General features: G+C 66.2%; 16 protein-coding genes. 6 read left to right on the top strand and 10 right to left on the bottom strand.

Annotation, left to right across the window (positions count from 1 at the left end; translation table 11 throughout):
- Nucleotides 1-63 precede the first annotated feature (63 nt).
- On the bottom strand, nt 64-2,325 hold the full coding sequence (locus tag LK540_RS10210) for a family 1 glycosylhydrolase (protein ID WP_229437193.1): 2,262 nt from the start codon (nt 2,323-2,325) through the stop codon (nt 64-66).
- Nucleotides 2,326-2,581: 256 nt separating this feature from the next.
- On the opposite strand from LK540_RS10210, the gene LK540_RS10205 reads away from it, so the two are divergent.
- From LK540_RS10205 to LK540_RS10180, 6 genes are all read left to right on the top strand, one after another.
- Entirely contained in the window at nt 2,582-2,818 is a 237-nt protein-coding gene (locus LK540_RS10205; RefSeq protein ID WP_229437192.1) for a hypothetical protein, read from the top strand.
- 129 nt (nt 2,819-2,947) lie between these two features.
- Nucleotides 2,948-4,663 carry an NADH-ubiquinone oxidoreductase-F iron-sulfur binding region domain-containing protein gene (locus tag LK540_RS10200; RefSeq protein ID WP_229437191.1) on the top strand — a complete coding sequence of 572 codons (1,716 nt, stop codon included), beginning with the start codon at nt 2,948-2,950 and terminating at the stop codon, nt 4,661-4,663.
- Nucleotides 4,660-7,461 (top strand): formate dehydrogenase subunit alpha, encoded by a 2,802-nt coding sequence (gene fdhF, locus LK540_RS10195; protein ID WP_229437190.1) that lies wholly within the window; start codon nt 4,660-4,662, stop codon nt 7,459-7,461. The genes LK540_RS10200 and fdhF overlap by 4 nt, the downstream gene beginning before the upstream one ends.
- Complete coding sequence (locus LK540_RS10190) at nt 7,458-8,324, top strand: formate dehydrogenase accessory sulfurtransferase FdhD (RefSeq protein ID WP_229437189.1); 867 nt, start codon at nt 7,458-7,460, stop codon at nt 8,322-8,324. Before fdhF ends, LK540_RS10190 begins: the two co-directional genes overlap by 4 nt.
- Nucleotides 8,325-8,334: 10 nt before the next feature.
- Nucleotides 8,335-9,042, top strand: coding sequence for an ABC transporter permease (locus LK540_RS10185; RefSeq protein WP_229437188.1), 708 nt, complete (start codon nt 8,335-8,337; stop codon nt 9,040-9,042).
- Nucleotides 9,039-9,719, top strand: coding sequence for an energy-coupling factor ABC transporter ATP-binding protein (locus LK540_RS10180; protein WP_229437187.1), 681 nt, complete (start codon nt 9,039-9,041; stop codon nt 9,717-9,719). The genes LK540_RS10185 and LK540_RS10180 overlap by 4 nt, the downstream gene beginning before the upstream one ends.
- Nucleotides 9,720-9,728: 9 nt before the next feature.
- Here the strand turns inward: LK540_RS10180 and LK540_RS10175 are convergent, their stop codons facing one another.
- The 9 genes from LK540_RS10175 to purD all read right to left on the bottom strand — a co-directional run bounded on the left by LK540_RS10175 (nt 9,729) and on the right by purD (nt 17,718).
- Nucleotides 9,729-10,382, bottom strand: a complete 654-nt coding sequence (locus LK540_RS10175; protein ID WP_229437186.1) for a hypothetical protein — start codon at nt 10,380-10,382, stop codon at nt 9,729-9,731.
- Between the two features lie 43 nt (nt 10,383-10,425).
- On the bottom strand, nt 10,426-11,037 hold the full coding sequence (locus LK540_RS10170) for an N-methyl-D-aspartate receptor NMDAR2C subunit (protein WP_229437185.1): 612 nt from the start codon (nt 11,035-11,037) through the stop codon (nt 10,426-10,428).
- Between the two features lie 14 nt (nt 11,038-11,051).
- Nucleotides 11,052-12,515 (bottom strand): ribonuclease G, encoded by a 1,464-nt coding sequence (rng, locus tag LK540_RS10165; protein ID WP_229437184.1) that lies wholly within the window; start codon nt 12,513-12,515, stop codon nt 11,052-11,054.
- 271 nt (nt 12,516-12,786) lie between these two features.
- Nucleotides 12,787-13,404 (bottom strand): nucleoside triphosphate pyrophosphatase, encoded by a 618-nt coding sequence (locus LK540_RS10160; protein WP_229437183.1) that lies wholly within the window; start codon nt 13,402-13,404, stop codon nt 12,787-12,789.
- 10 nt (nt 13,405-13,414) lie between these two features.
- The gene (rlmH, locus tag LK540_RS10155) at nt 13,415-13,885 is read right to left on the bottom strand and encodes a 23S rRNA (pseudouridine(1915)-N(3))-methyltransferase RlmH (protein WP_229437182.1); all 471 of its coding nucleotides are present in this window, start codon (nt 13,883-13,885) and stop codon (nt 13,415-13,417) included.
- A gap of 6 nt (nt 13,886-13,891) precedes the next feature.
- On the bottom strand, nt 13,892-14,575 hold the full coding sequence (gene rsfS / locus LK540_RS10150) for a ribosome silencing factor (protein WP_229437181.1): 684 nt from the start codon (nt 14,573-14,575) through the stop codon (nt 13,892-13,894).
- Nucleotides 14,575-15,246 (bottom strand): nicotinate-nucleotide adenylyltransferase, encoded by a 672-nt coding sequence (locus tag LK540_RS10145; RefSeq protein ID WP_229437180.1) that lies wholly within the window; start codon nt 15,244-15,246, stop codon nt 14,575-14,577. Before LK540_RS10145 ends, rsfS begins: the two co-directional genes overlap by 1 nt.
- On the bottom strand, nt 15,243-16,154 hold the full coding sequence (hemF, locus tag LK540_RS10140; protein ID WP_229437179.1) for an oxygen-dependent coproporphyrinogen oxidase: 912 nt from the start codon (nt 16,152-16,154) through the stop codon (nt 15,243-15,245). Before hemF ends, LK540_RS10145 begins: the two co-directional genes overlap by 4 nt.
- Nucleotides 16,155-16,452: 298 nt before the next feature.
- Entirely contained in the window at nt 16,453-17,718 is a 1,266-nt protein-coding gene (gene purD / locus LK540_RS10135; RefSeq protein ID WP_229437178.1) for a phosphoribosylamine--glycine ligase, read from the bottom strand.
- Nucleotides 17,719-17,721: the final 3 nt, after the last annotated feature.

The following is a 17,721-nucleotide window of genomic DNA, read 5'->3' as shown; positions in this document are numbered from 1 at the left end:
AAAAAAAAAACGGCCGCCGCCGGCGCGTCCTGCGCCGGGCGGCGGCCACACACCATCAATCGATCAGCGTGCGTAGTGTGCTGCCTCGCCCACCAGTTCGCCGTCGTCGCTGGCGTGCTCCTCGAGCGCCTTCATGTAGCGCGCCAGGGCGTCGTCGAGCGACGGCAGCATCAGGCCGCGTTCGCTGCCCAGGGCCGAGTAGCCCGGGCGCACCGCCTTGTAGCCGCATTCCGCCGCCGGCTTTTCCACCAGGCGGCTGGCGTCGACGCCGGCAGCCTCGCAGGCCTTGCGCGCCAGGTCGGCCCAGGTGATGGCTTCGCCGTTGCTCAGGTGCCAGACGCCGCGCTCGCGGTCGATCAGCAGGTCGAGGCTGGCGTTGACCAGGTCGGGCACATAGGTCGGCGACACCACCAGGTCGTTCGAGGCCTCGAAGGTTTGGCCGCTGCGCAGCGCCTTGATGGCCTGGGTGACGAAGTTGTGGCGGTCCCAGGGGCCGAAGAAGGAGCTGGTGCGGATCACCAGCGCCTGCGGGTCCGCTTCCAGCACGCGCCGCTCGGACTCGGCCTTGCTGCGCCCGTACACGCCGAGCGGGGCCACCGGGTCGGACTCGACGTAGGGCGTGTCCTTGCTGCCGTCGAACACCAGGTCGCTGGAGAAGGTCATGAAGCGGATCGCGTGGCGGATGCAGGCCAGGGCCAGCACCGTCGGTCCGTGCGCGTTCGCGGCCATGCAGGCTTCGCTCTCGGCTTCGGCATCGTCGACGCGCACGTAACCGCCGGCATTGATGATGGCCCAGGGCTTGAAGCGCCCGATCGCCGCTTCCACCGAGGCCGGGTCGGTGATGTCCATTTCCTGGCGCGTCAGCACGTGGTGGGCCAGGTTGCGCTTTTCGCAGATGCGGGCATAGGCCGAGCCGAGGGTGCCGGTGGCGCCGACGATCAGGATCGGCTGCACCTGCTGCGACTTGAAGGGATCGCGCACCGCGATGTCGGCCACGGCGGTGCGGGTGGCGACAGGTTTGCACAGGAAGCGTCCCGGGCGGCGCCACCAGCCCTGGCCCTGCAGCACCGGGTTGGTCAGCGGGCGGCCGGACGACAACTCGCGCATCAGGGTGGCGACGGCGGTCGGGCGCGGCTCCGGCCCGCGCACGTCGAACGGGCCGGGCTCGTAGTAGCCGCGGCATTCGGTTACCAGGCAGTTCCAGTCGTAGGAGCCGAGCAGGGCCCATACCGTGACGGCGCGCACGTCGGCGCCGCCGGCGCGCACCTTTTTCGCCGCGTTCCAGATCTCGAGCAGCCAGCGCATCTGGTCTTCGCGGTTGGCGTCGATGTGGGCCTCGGTGATGGCGATCGGCAGGCCGTAGCGTTCCCAGGTTTCCTGCAGCAGCGGGCCGATGCCCGGAGTCGGCGTGGCCAGCACGCGCGGTGTCTCGATGTCGGCATGCGGGAAGCCGTCGTACTCGTGGCAGCGGTCCTTCGGATAGCGCTCGGTGCGGTGGTCGAGCCAGCGCTCGCTGGTGGCGTAGTAGTTGACGCCGATGATGTCGGGCGGGCAGGGGTTGTCGCGGAACCAGAGCAGGTCGTCCGGCGTGGCGCCCGATTCGATCAGGTAGTTCCACATCTTGTGCTCGGGATTGACCATCCCGCACAGCAGGTCCCAGGCCAGCCAGCGCCGCTCGTTGAAGAAGTCTGCCAGCCACTGCATCTCGGGCGTGCCATAGGTCTTCGACAGATCGTCGGTCTGGACCAGTTTCGCATCGGGGTTGACGGCGCGGATGGCGCGCATCGACAGGACGGTGGCTTTCGTTTCGATCAGCAGGGCCTGCACGAAAATGCCGTGGCTTTTCCCGTGCGGGTACCAGACGCCTGCCAGACCCGAGAAGCGCGCCGTGGTCAGGATTTCGTTGACCGGGGTGTAGTACTCGGCCCAGGGGTAGCGTGCCGCTACCGCGCCAGCGTACTCGGCGAGCTTTTCGGGGAAGGCTGGGTCGACCAGGCTCGTATGCTCCGGACCGCTGCCGTGGTGGACCAGGCCGACGATCGGCGTCACGCCGAGCCGCTGCAGGGCCGGCAGGCGCGCGTCGGACCAGGACCAGTCGGCGTTCTCGATGCCGTTGGGGGCGGTGCGCTCCCACAGGACGGGATAGCGGATGGCCTTGATGCCGAGGGAAGCGAAGCGTTCGATGTCCTGCAGGCGGCTGGCGTGGCCGTTGCGGTCCATCTGGCTGAAGTACGTATCACGCACGCGGTTGACGGTGCATTCGAGTCCGCCCCAAAGCGCCAGCTCGGGTGCGGTATCTGGCTGGATATGCTTGATGCTGTTCATGAGGTTTTACCTGCTTTAGTGAAGACAGGCTTAAGCCTAGCGGCCTCGGAGATGCAGTTATGTTAAGCGGCGAACATAATGGAGACATTTCGGACTAGTCCTACTTTTACATTGTTTTCTCTTTCCTCTGTTAAATAACCTTGATCTGCATCTAATTGGTGCAATATTGTGATCTACTAGAAGTCAAGAATGTGTCATCCTTGCCGGTTCGGCGGGGTTTTCTGTATGCTCAGGGCATACGAAAAGGAGCGAGCCGATGTATATGGTGTACTGGACCATGGTCGAAGAAACCGAGACGACCCCGCACGCGCAGGCCTTCGGCACCGAGGAAATGGTGAAGGCGATGGGCTTCATGGAAGAGCTGCGCAAGCGCCAGCGCGCCGGCGAGGGCGTGCGCTTCGTGACCATGTGCTCCGAGCATCCCGACGTGGTGGGGCACCCGGGCGTGGACGTGACCGGGCCGGACTACAACTGGAAAAAGCGGCGGCGCTAGGACACACGTTCGTCTCCAGTGCGCCGCTTTCCGGATTGAGTTGGCCAGGAAACTGGCATATGCTTGAACAAAAATGCAGCACAACAAGGCGGCCGGACCATCGGCCAGGCCGCCGTCCTGGAGACAACGATGAACCATCCCGTCATTCCGATCGCGATCGCGGGGGCGAGCCGCCAGCGCAAGCGCGAGGCGCCGAAGGGCCGCCGCGTCGATCCGCAGGCGCTGGCCGAGGTGCAGGCGCTGCTTGGCGACGCGCCGCGCCGGCCTGAGCTCCTGATCGAGCACCTGCACAGGCTGCAAGACCACTTCAACTGCCTTCCCGCCGGCCACCTTGCCGCCCTGGCCCAGGAAATGCGCCTGGCCCAGGCCGAGGTCTACGAAGTCGCCACCTTCTATCACCATTTCGAGGTCGTGCGCGAGGGCGAGGCGGTGCCGCCGGCGCTGACCGTGCGCGTCTGCGCCGGACTGTCCTGCGAAATGGCGGGCGCCTCAAGCCTGCTGGCGCGGCTGCCCGCTATCCTCGGCGCCGAGGTGCGCGTGCTGGCGGCGCCCTGCATCGGGCGCTGCGAGCAGGCGCCGGCGGCACTGGTGGGGCAGGGAGCCGTGGCGCAGGCAAGTGCCGAATCCATCCTGGCGCGGGTGGTTACGGGCGCATCCCTGGATGCGGCCGATGCCCACGTGAACTACGCGGCTTACCGCGCCGCCGGCGGCTACCACCTGCTGCGCGACTGCGTGGCCGGCCTGCACGAGACCGAATCCGTGATCGGCACACTGGAGGCCTCCGGCCTGCGCGGCCTGGGCGGCGCCGGCTTTCCGCTCGGGCGCAAGTGGCGCATCGTGCGCGCCGAGCCCGGCCCGCGCCTGATGGCGGTGAACATCGACGAAGGCGAACCCGGCACCTTCAAGGACCGCGTCTACCTGGAGCGCGACCCGCACCGCTTCCTGGAAGGCGCCCTGATCGCGGCCTGGGCGGTCGGTATCGACGCCATCTACATCTACCTGCGCGACGAATACCACGCCTGCCGCGCGCTGCTCGAAGCGGAGCTGGCCGCGCTGCGGCGCGATCCGCCCGTGCAGGGCATGCCCGCGATTCACCTGCGGCGCGGCGCCGGCGCCTATATCTGCGGCGAGGAATCGGCCATGATCGAATCGATCGAGGGCAAGCGCGGCATGCCGCGCCTGCGTCCGCCCTATGTGGCGCAGATCGGCCTGTTCGGACGGCCCACGCTGGAACACAACTTCGAATCGCTGCACTGGGTGCGCGAGATCCTCGAACGCGGCGCAGAATGGTTCGCCGGTTTCGGGCGCAACGGCCGGCGCGGCCTGCGTTCGTTCTCGGTATCCGGGCGCGTGCGCGAACCCGGCGTCAAGCTCGCGCCGGCCGGCATCACGGTGCGCGAGCTGATTCTTGCGTACTGCGGCGGCATGGCCGATGGCCACGACTTCTACGCCTACCTGCCGGGCGGCGCCTCGGGCGGCATCCTGCCGGCCGCCATGGGCGACATCCCGCTCGACTTCGACACCCTGCAGCCCTATGGCTGCTTCATCGGGTCGGCCGCGGTGGTGGTGCTGTCGCAGCACGACAGCGCGGTGGCCGCGGCCCGCAATACCATGCGCTTCTTTGCCGACGAATCCTGCGGCCAGTGCACGCCCTGCCGCGCCGGCACGGCCAAGGCGCTGAAGCTGATCGATGCGCCGCAGTGGGACGTCGCGCTGCTCGGCGAACTGTCGCAGGTGATGCGCGACGCCTCGATCTGCGGACTGGGGCAGGCGGCGCCGAATCCGGTCGACTGCGTCATCAAGTATTTTCCACACGAGCTGGAGAACCTGCGGGGGCTGGCATGAACGCGACGATTCCAGGAATTGCCTTTGAACTGGACGGCCGCGCGGTCGAAGCGCTGCCCGGCGACACCCTGATCGAGGTGGCGCGGCGCGAAGGCATCGACCTGCCGCACCTGTGCTACAAGCCGGGCCTGGAGGCGGTCGGCAACTGCCGCTCCTGCATGGTGGAGATCGCGGGCGAGCGGGTGCTGGCGGCTTCCTGCTGCCGCCAGCCCACGGCCGGCATGAAGGTCACGACCGACAGCCCGCGCGCCGTGGCCGCGCAAAGGATGGTGATCGAACTGCTGCAGTCGGACATGGCCGAGGCGCAGTACACACGCAAGAACGAGGTCGACCTGTGGGCGCAGAAGCTCGGCGTGGGTAGACCGCGCTTTGCGCCGACACGCACGCAGCCGCAGCCCGACGCCTCCCACGCCGCCATCGCCGTCAATCTCGACGCCTGCATCCAGTGCACGCGCTGCCTGCGCGCCTGCCGCGACGAGCAGGTGAACGAGGTGATCGGCCTGGCCTTCCGCGGCCAGGAAGCGAAGATCGTGTTCGACCAGGACGACCCGCTGGGCGACTCCACCTGCGTGGCCTGCGGCGAATGCGTGCAGGCCTGCCCGACCGGCGCCCTGATGCCGGCGCGCGGCGTGGCGCTGAACATCCCCGACCGGCAGGTCGATTCGGTCTGCCCCTACTGCGGCGTGGGCTGCCAGCTCACTTACCACGTGAAGGAGAACCGCATCCTGTACGTAGAAGGGCGCGACGGGCCGGCGAACCACGGCCGCCTGTGCGTGAAGGGGCGCTACGGTTTCGATTACGCCCACCATCCGCACCGGCTCACCAGGCCGCTGGTGCGGCGCGCGGGCATGCCGAAGAGCGGCGACTTCGTCATGGACCCGGAACGCGTGCTCGACGTCTTCCGTGAAGCGAGCTGGGAAGAAGCGCTGGCGCTGGCCGGCGGCAAGCTGGCGGCCATCCGCGATGCCCACGGCGGCGCGGCGCTGGCCGGCTTCGGTTCGGCCAAGGGCAGCAACGAAGAGGCTTACCTGTTCCAGAAGCTGGTGCGCACCGGCTTCAAGACCAACAACGTCGACCACTGCACGCGCCTGTGCCACGCGTCCTCGGTGTCGGCGCTGCTGGAAGGGATAGGCTCGGGCGCGGTATCGAACCCGGTGATGGACGTCACGCGCGCCGAAGTCATCGTCGTCATCGGCGCCAATCCCACGGTGAACCATCCGGTGGCCGCCACCTGGATCAAGAACGCGGCCAGGCTTGGGGCCAAGCTGATCGTGCTCGACCCGCGCCGCTCGGACCTGGCGCGCCACGCCCACCGCTACCTGCAGTTCAAGCCCGACACCGACGTCGCCCTGCTGAATGCGTTGATGCACACGATCGTCGAGGAACGCCTGGTCGACCCGGCCTTCATCGCCGCGCGCACCGTCGGCTATGCCGAACTGGAAGCCAACGTGGCCGGCTACAGCCCGGAGGCGATGGCGCCGATCTGCGGCATCGACGCCGAGACCATCCGCTACGTGGCCCGTTTGTATGCGACTTCGAAGGGCTCGATGATCCTGTGGGGCATGGGCATCTCCCAGCATATCCACGGCACGGACAACGCGCGCTGCCTGATCGCGCTGAGTTTGATGACCGGGCAGATCGGCCGCCCCGGCACCGGCCTGCATCCGCTGCGCGGCCAGAACAACGTGCAAGGCGCCTCCGACGCCGGCCTGATCCCGATGATGCTGCCCGATTACGGCCGCGTCGACAACCCGGCCGCACGCGCGAAATTCGAAGCGGCCTGGAACGCCACGCTCGACCCGAAGCCGGGCCTGACCGTGGTCGAGATCATGGACGCCATCTACGCCGGCCAGATCCGCGGCATGTACATCATGGGCGAGAACCCGGCCATGTCCGATCCCGACGCCAACCACGCGCGCGCCGCGCTGGCCGCGCTCGAGCACCTGGTGGTGCAGGACATCTTCCTGACCGAGACGGCCTATCTCGCGGACGTGATCCTGCCGGCGTCGAGCTTCCCGGAAAAGACCGGCAGCTTCACGAATACCGACCGCCTGGTGCAGCTGGGCCGCCAGGCCATCGACCCGCCGGGCGAAGCCAAGCCCGACCTGTGGATCATTCAGCAGATGGCGAACCGGCTGGGGCTGGACTGGGACTACGGCCACGTGTCGCAAGTGTTCGACGAGATGCGCAAGACCATGCCCAGCATCGCCGGCATCACCTGGGAGCGGCTCGAACGCGAAGGGGCGGTGGTGTATCCGTGCCCGGTGGAGGAGGGGCCGGGCCAGCCTGTCGTCTTCACCGATTCCTTCCCGCGCGAGGGCGGCAAGGCGCGCTTCGTCCCGGCCGACATCATTCCCGCCGACGAGCGGCCCGATGCCGCGTACCCGATGGTCCTGATCACTGGGCGCCAGCTCGAACACTGGCACACCGGCAGCATGACGCGCCGCGCCGGCGTGCTCGATGCGATCGAGCCCGATCCGGTGGCGCTGGTGCATCCGCTCGATTTGCAGCGCCTGGGCGTGGAGCCGGGCGCCGCGATCACGATCGTCTCGCGCCGTGGCGAAGTGGTCTTGTATGCGCGCGCCGACGACAGCTCGCCGGTGGGCGCCATCTTCGTCCCCTTCTGCTATTACGAAGCGGCGATCAACCGCCTGACGAACGCGGCGCTCGACCCCTATGGCAAGATCCCTGAATTCAAATACTGTGCGGTGAAGGTCGTGCCGGGCGGGGAGGTGGCGGCGCAGGGCAGCTACGGTGGCGGCCAGATTCTCGCCGGCGTGGCACAATCGACAATATGAACTGTCCCGACTTGCCACGCTACCGTCCCATCCTGTCCGATGCCCAGGCCCGCCTCACGCACGACGTCGAGGCGCTGGACGAGCGCGGGCGCCGCTCCACGCTCTCGATCCCGGCCGAACGCCCGCTCACGGTGTATGTCGACAAGCGCGAGCTGGTCACGCTGATGACCCTCGGCGGCGCACCGGAAGCGCTGACGCTCGGCTACCTGCGCAACCAGCGCCTGGTGCGCAGCATCGAGGAGGTGGTGTCGGTGCAGGTCGATTGGGCTGTCGACGCGGTGGCCGTGGTCACGCGCAACGGCATCCAGGGCGTGGAAGAGCGCACCGCGAAAAAGGTGGTCACCACCGGCTGTGGCCAGGGCTCGGTGTTCGGCGGGCTGATGGACGAAGTCGACCAGATCACCCTGCCGCCGGATGCGCGCCTGCCGCAGTCGGTCGTGTACCGCATCGTCGAGACCATCCGCACCCAGCAATCGATCTACAAGCAAGCCGGCTCGGTGCACGGCTGCGCGCTGTTTTCGAATACGGGCGAACTGCTGTACTTCGTCGAGGACGTGGGCCGCCACAATGCGGTCGATGCGATTGCCGGCCTGATGTGGCTGGAAGGGATGACGGGCGCCGACAAGGTGTTCTACACCACGGGCCGCCTGACCTCGGAAATGGTGATCAAGGGCGCGCAGATGGGCATCCCCTTCCTGCTGTCGCGCTCGGGCACCACGCAGATGGGGCACATGGTGGCGGAAAAGGTCGGCATGTCGCTGCTGGCGCGCTGCAGCGGGCGCCACTTCCTCTTGCTGGCGGGGCAGGAGCGGCTGGTGTTCCAGCCCGAGCTGCTCGAATTGCCGCTTCCCGTACGCGCATGAGTCGTCCAGTATGACCCTGTGGGAAGCCACGCTGCACGCGTTCGCCTTGCTGTTTTCCGGCGACGCGGCGCTCTGGCACATCGTCTGGGTATCGATCAAGACCAGCGTCATCGGCCTGCTGCTGGCCACGCCGCCGGCCGTGCTGCTCGGCTATGCGATCGCGATGCATCGCTTTCCGGGGCGGCGCATCGCGGTCTGGCTGGCGCAGTGCGCGCTGTCGCTGCCCACCGTCCTGATCGGCCTGCTGCTGTACCTGCTGCTGTCGCGCCGCGGGCCACTCGGGCCGCTGGAATGGCTGTTCTCGCAGTCGGGCATCATCGCCGGGCAGTTCGTGGTCGGGATGCCGGTGCTGCTGGCCTTTACGCTGGCGGCGGTGCAGGCCCTCGATCCGCGCTATGCCGAAACGGCGCGCGCCCTTGGCGCTTCGCGCTGGCGCGTGATGACCACGGTGCTGCATGAAGCGCGCTATGGCGTGATGGCGGCCGTGATCAGCGGCTTCGGGCGCGTGATTTCGGAAGTCGGCTGCGCGCTGATGGTGGGCGGGAACATCCAGGGCGAGACGCGCACCATCACCACGGCCATCGCACTCGAAACCAGCAAGGGCGAATTCGCGCAGGGCATCGCGCTGGGCATCGTGCTGGTGACGCTGGCGCTGGTGATGAATGGCGCGCTGATGCTGTTGCAGGGCGAGGCGCATACGGCCGGAGGCAGGGTATGAATGCGCTGCTCAGCGTGCGCGGCCTGCGCAAGCGGCATGGCGAACGCCTGCTGTTCGACATCGACGAACTCACGCTGGACGCGGCCAGCGCCTATGTGCTGACCGGGGCCAACGGTGTGGGCAAGAGCACGCTGCTGCGCATTCTCGGCGGGCTGGAGGCGGCGCAGGTGGACAGCGTGAGCTTCGATGGCCATTCGTTCAGCCTGCAGCCGTATCCGAAGGCGCTGCGCGCCGCCATCGTCTACGTGCACCAGCATCCGATCATGTTCTCGACCAGCGTCTGGCACAACATCGCCTATGGCTTGCTGGCGCGCGGCGAGTCGAAAACCGTCGTGAAGAAGACGGTGGAGGAAGCGATGCACTGGGCCGGCGTCGAGTACCTGGCCGACACCGAACCGGCGCGCCTGTCCGGCGGCGAGAAGCAGCGCGTGGCGCTGGCCCGCGCACGCGTGCTGCAACCGCGTCTGCTACTGCTGGACGAGCCGACCGCCAACCTGGACGGCAGCGCGCGCGAAGGCGTGATCGCCCTGATTCCGACGCTGATGGAGCAGGGCAGCACGGTGGTGATGGCTTGCCACGACCGCGACTTGATCGGCCTGCCGGGCGTGCAGCGGCTCAAGCTGCGCGACGGCCGCCTGGAGCATCGCCCGCGGGCCGAGCGTGGCGAGGAACCGTAAGCTGTTCGCCTAGCGCGCCAGCCCGGCAGACATGACCCGGCAGGGGCCGCAACCGGGAGCACAGCCGGAAACCGGCACCCAGCGCGCGGCGGATGCCGGCGGGTCGGGTGTGGCCTGCTGCGCAAGATGGGGAATGTAGGCCGAGAGCACCGAGGCCACCAGCAGCACCAGCATCTGCGGAATGAAGGCCCATAGATAGGTCAGGTGGAAGATCGGGTTTTTCCTGGAATGGGGAATGTTTTCCTTTTCGCGGTCGATGCCCGCGCGCAGGTCGCTGTTCCTGTGGATGCCGAGCTCGTTGCACATGTGGTGCAGGATGTAATCCATCGCCACCCGGTCGACCCTGTTCCTGACCTGCACGCCCCACTGGTACCAGGCAATCGACACGAACAGGCAAAACAGCGCCACCCACCACAGCTTGAGCTGGAATGCGTTCAAGACAATGTGTTGCGACAACAGCGTGAGGTCGACCGCGCCCATCAGCACCATCGCACTGATGATGACCCGCCATTCATGGTCCCTGCGCGTATTGAACAGGCTGAGCCGGGAATCGAAAACGAACCTGAGGATTTCGTTGTGCTGGTCCATGGCAGCCCCGCATGCGTTGACGCCGTGCCGATGCCCCCATCGTGCGCCGTGCAAGGCTCCAGCGTTTGTGCGCACGCAAAGCCAACCGCCTCCGGCCTGCGGTGCGGGCCTGCGCTTCTTACCTGGCGGCGATTGCCCCGGCAAGATTGCGCCTGGCAGCCGCCTCGAAGCGGTCACGGCAGGCAGGCGCCTGGAACAGCGGTGTCCGCTCCAGGAAGGCTTGCAGGATCTCGCTACGCCTGGCCGTGAACAGCGCCGGCGGCACGTGGGCGTACTCGCGACGGATCTGCACTTCGTACTCGGCAAAGCGTGCCGGCGCGGCGCCGAGGATGGCGAGGTCGATGTCGGTCAGCAGGCGCGCATCGTTCGATGCGGGCAGGGCGTCGTGGCAGGTGGCCATGATCAGCACGTGGATGCGGGCGCAGGCATCGTTCGGCAGGCCGGCATCGAGGAGCGCCCGGTCCGCCCAGGCAGCCGATTGCACCTCGTTGTCGCGCGCATGCACGTCGTAGACGCTGTCGTGGAACCAGAGGGCCAGCTCGACTTCCAAAGGATGCTCGGCCAGCTGCTTCACTGCGTCGAAGTGGGCAAAGCATTCATCCAGATGCTGCAGTGTGTGATAGTGGCGCTGCGGCTCGCTGTAGGCTTGGAGCAGGGCTGGCAGCAGGCCGGCGGGAGCAGGCAGGCCCAGCTCGGTCCACAAGCGCTGCCAGCGTGCTTCGAGCGTCATGGCCATCGCGCAGATCACATCAAAATCACATCGTATTGCTCCTGGTGGTAACCCTTCTCCACCTGCAGCGAAATCTTCTTGCCAATGAAGTCGCCCAGCATGGCCAGGTGTTGCGACTCTTCTTCCAGGAACAGGTCGACCACTTCCTGCGAAGCCAGGATGCGGAATTCGCGCGGATTGAACTGCTTCGCCTCGCGCAGCAGTTCGCGCAGGATTTCGTAGCAGATGGTGCGCGAGGTTTTCACTTGCCCCTTGCCGGAGCAGGCCGGGCAGGGCTCGCACAGGATGTGGGCCAGCGATTCGCGCGTGCGCTTCCTCGTCATCTCCACCAGACCCAGCGCGGAGAAGCCGCTCACCGACACCTTGGTGCGGTCGCGCGCCAGGGTTTTCTTGAGTTCGGCGAGCACGGCGTTGCGGTGCTCGTTGTTCTCCATGTCGATGAAGTCGAGGATGATGATGCCGCCCAGGTTACGCAGGCGCAGCTGGCGCGCAATCGCGTGCGCGGCTTCCAGGTTGGTCTTGAAAATCGTGTCCGCGAAGTTGCGCCCGCCGACGAAACCGCCGGTGTTCACATCGATGGTGGTCATCGCCTCGGTCTGGTCGACGATCAGGTAGCCGCCGGATTTCAGATCCACGCGCCGGCCCAGCGCGCGCAGGATTTCTTCTTCCACGCCGTACAGATCGAACAGCGGACGCTCGCCGGTGTAGTGCTGCAGGCGCGCCAGCACGCTCGGGGTATAGATCTTGGCGAATTCGACCAGCATCAGGTAGTTCTCGCGCGAGTCGACCTGGATGGTTGCCGTCTCGTCGTGCACGAAGTCGCGCAGCACGCGCTGGGCCAGGTTCAAATCTTGATAGAGCAGGCTCGTGGCGGGACGGGTGCGGGCGCCGTTCTGGATCGCGGCCCAGGTCTTGCGCAGGTAATCGATGTCGGCCGAGAGGTCGGCATCCGACGCTTCCTCGGCCTGGGTACGGACGATGTAGCCGCCTTTTTCTTCCGCCGGCAGCAGGCCCGCCATGCGCGTGCGCAGCAGTTCGCGGTCGGCTTCCTTTTCGATCTTTTGCGAGATGCCGATGTGCTTGTCCTGCGGCAGGTAGACCAGCATGCGGCCGGCAATCGAAATCTGCGTCGAGAGGCGTGCGCCCTTGGTGCCGATCGGGTCCTTGATCACCTGCACGGTCAGCACCTGGCCGTCGTAGAGCAGCTTTTCGATGGGCGTAGGCGGCACGTTGGAGTTATCGTGCGGGCGCGCTTCCCAGATGTCGGCCACGTGCAGGAAGGCGGCGCGTTCCAGGCCGATGTCGATGAAGGCCGACTGCATGCCCGGCAGCACGCGCACGACCTTGCCCGAATACACGTTGCCGGCCAGGCCACGCGTCAGCGTACGCTCGATGTGCAACTCCTGCACCGCGCCCTGCAGGACCAGCGCCACGCGCGTTTCCTGCGGGGTGATATTGATGAGGATGTCTTCGTTCATGAGCGCTACGCGTGAGGATATTGTTCAGAGTGTCATGATACACGCTGGGGTGGGCGAGCGTGGCGGGTCGATGCGGGGATATTGCAGGCGGGTAGGGTGGACCGGGCCGCGCAAGGCGGCTTTGCCGTCCATGCGTCGATCGTTATCGTGTGCATTGCGAAGCACGGCGATCTCGCCAATGCCGAGGAGGGCCGGTATGCCGAATGAATCACGGTCGGTTGAACGCGTGGACGGCAAAGCCGGCCACCCTACAGCCCGGCGGCGCGATCCGTTAAACCTGGAATCCCGCCTTGCGCAGCAGGACCGCCGTCTCGAAGATCGGCAAGCCCATGATTCCCGAATGGCTGCCCTCGATATGCTCGATGAACAGCGCCGCCAGCCCCTGGATGCCATACGCTCCCGCCTTGTCGTAGGGCTCGCTCGTGGCGCAGTAGGCGGCGATCTGTTGCGCAGTCAATTTCGCAAAGCGCACGTTCGACACCTGGGTTACGTGCTCGGCCATGTCGGTGTAGTGCACGGCCACCGTGGTCAGCACCTGGTGGGTACGCCCGGACAATTGCTCGAGCATGGCCCGCGCTTCGGCCAGGTCGGCCGGCTTGCCGAGGATGTCGCCGTCGATGGTGACCGTGGTGTCGGCCGTCAGCACCGGACGCAGGGGCTGGCGGCGCTGTTGCAGCACCTTCCAGGCGAATGCGCCTTTTTCCAGCGCCACGCGTACCACATAATCCTGCGCCAGCTCGCCCTCGAAGACATCTTCGGGCACGTCGATGCCGCGCGCCGGGTCGCTGCGCAGGCTCAGCAAATCGAAGTCGATGCCGACCTGGCGCAGCAGTTCGCGGCGGCGCGGGCTTTTCGACGCGAGGTACATCTTCTTGTTGTGCGATTTCATGAGGCGAGAATCAAACGCGGTGATACGGATGGTTCTGGGTAATCGACCAGGCGCGGTACAGCTGTTCCGCCAGCATCACCCGCACCACGCCGTGGGGCAGGGTCATGCTGGAAATACGGATCATGCCTTCGGCGCGTGCCTTCAGCTCAGGGTCGAGCCCGTCCGCACCGCCGATCAGGAAGGCGGTGTCGCGCCCATCCTGCTGCCAGTTCAACAATTGTTGGGAGAGGCCAACACTTGTCAGGTCCTTGCCCCGTTCGTCGAGGGCAATGATGCGCACGCCTTTCGGCAGCACTGCTTCGATGCGCTCGCGTTCGAGCGCCATCGCGGTGGCCGCCGTCTTGCTGCCGGAACGCTCGACCGGCTTGATTTCCTTGAGCACGATGCGCAGCTCGGGCGGCATGCGCTTCGTGTATTCCCCAAAGCCGGTTTCGATCCAGGCCGGCATCTTGTGGCCGACCGCGGCAATGATCAGTTGCATCGAAGCTTACTCGGCAGCCTTCTTGGTCACGCGCTTGATGACCTTCTTCACCGGTTCGCCTTCGGCGGTGACGGCAGCCTTGACGGTACGCTTCGGCGGCAGTGCCTTCAGCGCTTTCACGGCGGCCACTTCGGCTTTTGGTGGAGCAACCTTCACGGTCTTGCCGATGGCTTTCGAGACTGCCTTGGCGACCGGCTTCTTGGCCGGCGCTTTCACGGCAGCGGTCTTGGTTGCGGTCTTGCGCTCGCGCACAGGCTTGGCTTCCGGCTGGTCCTGGTTCGCGGCCAGGTGCTTGGACTTGACCTTCGACTCGGCAGCCTCAAGCGCTTCCGGCGTCGACTTGCGCTTGGCGGCGCCCAGCTTGACCGGCTTCTCGCCCCAGATTTCTTCCAGGCGGTAGTACTGGCGAATCGCCGGCTGCATGATGTGGACGATCATGTCGCCCAGGTCGACCAGCACCCATTCGCCGGTGTCTTCGCCTTCCATGCCGATGACGTCGCCGCCGGCAGCCTTGACCTTGTCACGGACCGACGCGGCCAGCGCCTTGGTCTGGCGGTTCGAGGTACCCGAGACGACGGCGATGCGGTCGAACAGGCTGGTCAGCCCGGTCGTGTCGAACAGCATGATTTCCTGGCCCTTGACGTCTTCGAGGGCGTCCACGACGAGGGTTTGCAGTTTTTTGATATCCATTAGCTTTTGTATAAATTATGTTGTTGAATGTAGTCTAGCACTACCCGCGCGAGGAGCGAGGCTGGCGCTTCTTGCGAAGCGCCCCCCGGTTTGTTCTCTCCCTTGAGCAGTGCCCGGACCTCGGTCGCGGAAATATCCACGGCCAATGTGTGTGCCATGCACACCAGCCCGGCAGGCGTGGTGCGCACTTCTTCGGGCGACGCCAGGCGCCGCGCCATTTCCTCTGCCACCGGCGGCGGCAACGCGTCCTGCTCCAGCCTGTAGCCCGGCCGGGCAGCCACGCCGATGTTGGCGAGGTCAAACAGTTCGCGCCAGTCGCGCCAGCTATCGAGCTTGAGCAACTGGTCGGCGCCCATCAGGAAAACGATGGACGCGTCGTCGCCGAGTTCGGCCCGCAGGCCGCGCAAGGTTTCGACGGTATAAGTCGGGGTGCCGCGGTCGATTTCGCGGCGGTCTATCGTGGCCGGCAGCCCGGCGTCGCGGAACGCCAGGTCCAGCATGGCGATTCGGTCTTCGTCGCCCGCCTGCAGCGCCGCCTTTTGCCAGGGACGGGCCGGCAGCACGCGCAGTTCGCTCGGGTGCAGCAGTTCGACGAACAGCCGCGCCAGCGCGACGTGGCCATGGTGCACGGGATCGAAACTGCCCCCCAGCAGGGCGACGCAGGGAATCACGAAGCGAGCCAGTCCCGGTGCGGCAGGAAGTCGGTGTACAGCGCCGCTTCCGCGCTGCCGTCTTCCGGATGCCAGTCGTAGCGCCACTTGACGATCGGTGGCAGCGACATCAGGATCGCCTCGGTGCGGCCGCCCGATTGCAGGCCGAAGTGGGTGCCGCGGTCCCATACCAGGTTGAACTCGACATAGCGGCCGCGGCGGTAAGCCTGGAAGTCGCGCTCGCGTTCGCCATACGGCGTGTCCTTGCGGCGTTGAAGGATCGGCAGATAGGCGTCGAGGAAACCGTCACCCACCTTCTGCACCATGGCAAAGGCTTCGTCGAAAGGCAGCTCGTTGAAGTCGTCGAAGAAAATGCCGCCGACGCCGCGCGCTTCCTTGCGGTGCTTGATGTAGAAATACTCGTCGCACCACTTCTTGAAGCGCGGGTGCAGGTCGTCGCCGTAGGGCGCCAGCGCGTCGTGGCAAATCTGGTGGAAGTGGCGCGCGTCGTCGACGTTGCCGTAGTAGGGCGTCAGGTCCATGCCGCCGCCGAACCACCAGACCGGCTCTTGCCCCTCGGCCGTGGCCTCGAAGAAGCGCACGTTCATGTGCACGGTCGGGGCGTAGGGATTACGCGGATGCAGCACCAGCGACACGCCCATGGCTTCCCAGGCGCGGCCCGCCAGTTCCGGACGCGCCGCGGCGGCCGATGGCGGCAGGTTGGTGCCCATCACGTGCGAAAAGTTTACGCCGCCGCGTTCGAGTACATTGCCTTCTTCAATCAGGCGCGAGATGCCGCCACCGCCTTCCGGGCGCTCCCAGCTGTCCTTCAGGAAAGGCTTGCCGTCCACGTCTTCCAGGCCTGCGACGATGCGCGACTGCAGGTCGAGCAGCCAGGCTTTGATGGCGGAAGGGGATGGGGTGGACATGGGATCAGGGTGCGAAACGAAATAGGTGGCGATTGTACACTGTGCGGAATGTACACATCGAAATTGCGCGGGTGGTGTGCAGATGGTAAGACAGCGTGGGCACAAGTGCCCACCCTACGAATCTTGGTGGTGTGCAGATGGTGAGACAGCGTGGACACAGGTGTCCACCCTACGAAACCCCAGCCTGCGGCGCGTCCCGTACGGTGGGCACTCCGTGCCCACGCGGTTACGTGCGTGTGCGGTGGCCTGCAGCCGGGATGATTCGCCCGCTAGCCTATGAACTCGCCACGATCAAAACTTATTTAACCCCACGCCACCCGATATCGCGGCGGAACTGCGCGCCATCGAAGCGAATCTTCTCCACACCCTCATACGCCTGCTTCTGCGCCATCTTGACGCTGTCGCCCAGCCCCACCACGCACAGCACGCGCCCGCCGTTCGACTGCAGCTTGCCGTCCACGATCTGGGTGCCGGCATGGAAAGTGATGCATTCGGCCGTCTCGGCCGCAATCCCTTCGATGACATCGCCCTTGCGTGGGCTGTCCGGGTAGCCGGCTGCCGCCATCACCACGCCCACGGCGGTGCGGCGGTCCCATTCCAGGTCCACCGCATTGAGCGTGCCGTTGCAGGCGTGTTCCAGCACGTTGACGTAATCGCTTTTCAGGCGCGCCATGATCGGCTGGGTTTCCGGGTCGCCCATGCGGCAATTGAATTCCAGCGTACGCGGGTTGCCTTCGGCGTCGATCATCAGGCCGACGTACAGGAAGCCGGTGAACTGGATGCCGTCCTTGGCCATGCCCTGGATGGTCGGGTTGATGATCTCGCGCATCACGCGCGCATGCATGGCCGGGGTCACGATCGGGGCAGGGGAGTAGGCGCCCATGCCGCCCGTGTTCGGGCCCTGGTCCGCATCCTTCAGGCGCTTGTGGTCTTGCGAGGTGGCCATTGGCAAGACGTTCTTGCCGTCGCACATGACGATGAAGCTGGCTTCTTCGCCGGCCAGGAATTCCTCGATCACGATGCGCGCGCCGGCGTCGCCAAAGGCGTTATCCGACAGCATGTGGTCGACCGCGGCATGCGCTTCTTCCAGCGTCATGGCCACCACCACGCCCTTGCCGGCGGCCAGGCCGTCGGCCTTGATGACGATCGGCGCACCGTTCGCATCCACGTAGGCGTGCGCTTCGGCGGCATCGGAAAAACTCTGGTACTTCGCGGTCGGAATGCCGTGGCGCTGCATGAAGGCCTTGGCAAAATCCTTGGAACTTTCCAGCTGTGCCGCTTCGCGCGTCGGCCCGAAGATCTTCAGGCCGCGCGAGCGGAACAGATTCACGATGCCGGCCGCCAGCGGCGCTTCCGGCCCGACCAGGGTCAGCCCGACGTGCTCGGCCACCACGAAGTCGGCCAGGGCGGCCGGGTCGGTGATGTCCAGGTTCACCAGGCGCGAATCGAGCGCGGTGCCGCCATTGCCCGGCGCCACATAGACCACCTGGACGCGTTCGGATTGGGCCAGTTTCCAGGCCAGAGCATGTTCACGGCCCCCAGAGCCGACTACCAGGATTTTCATACG

The organism is Massilia sp. IC2-278, from assembly GCF_020708045.1.
Lineage (GTDB): Bacteria > Pseudomonadota > Gammaproteobacteria > Burkholderiales > Burkholderiaceae_D > Telluria.
The sequence above is the reverse complement of the archived record's forward strand: the minus strand, read 5'-3'. Positions and strand labels throughout refer to the sequence as shown.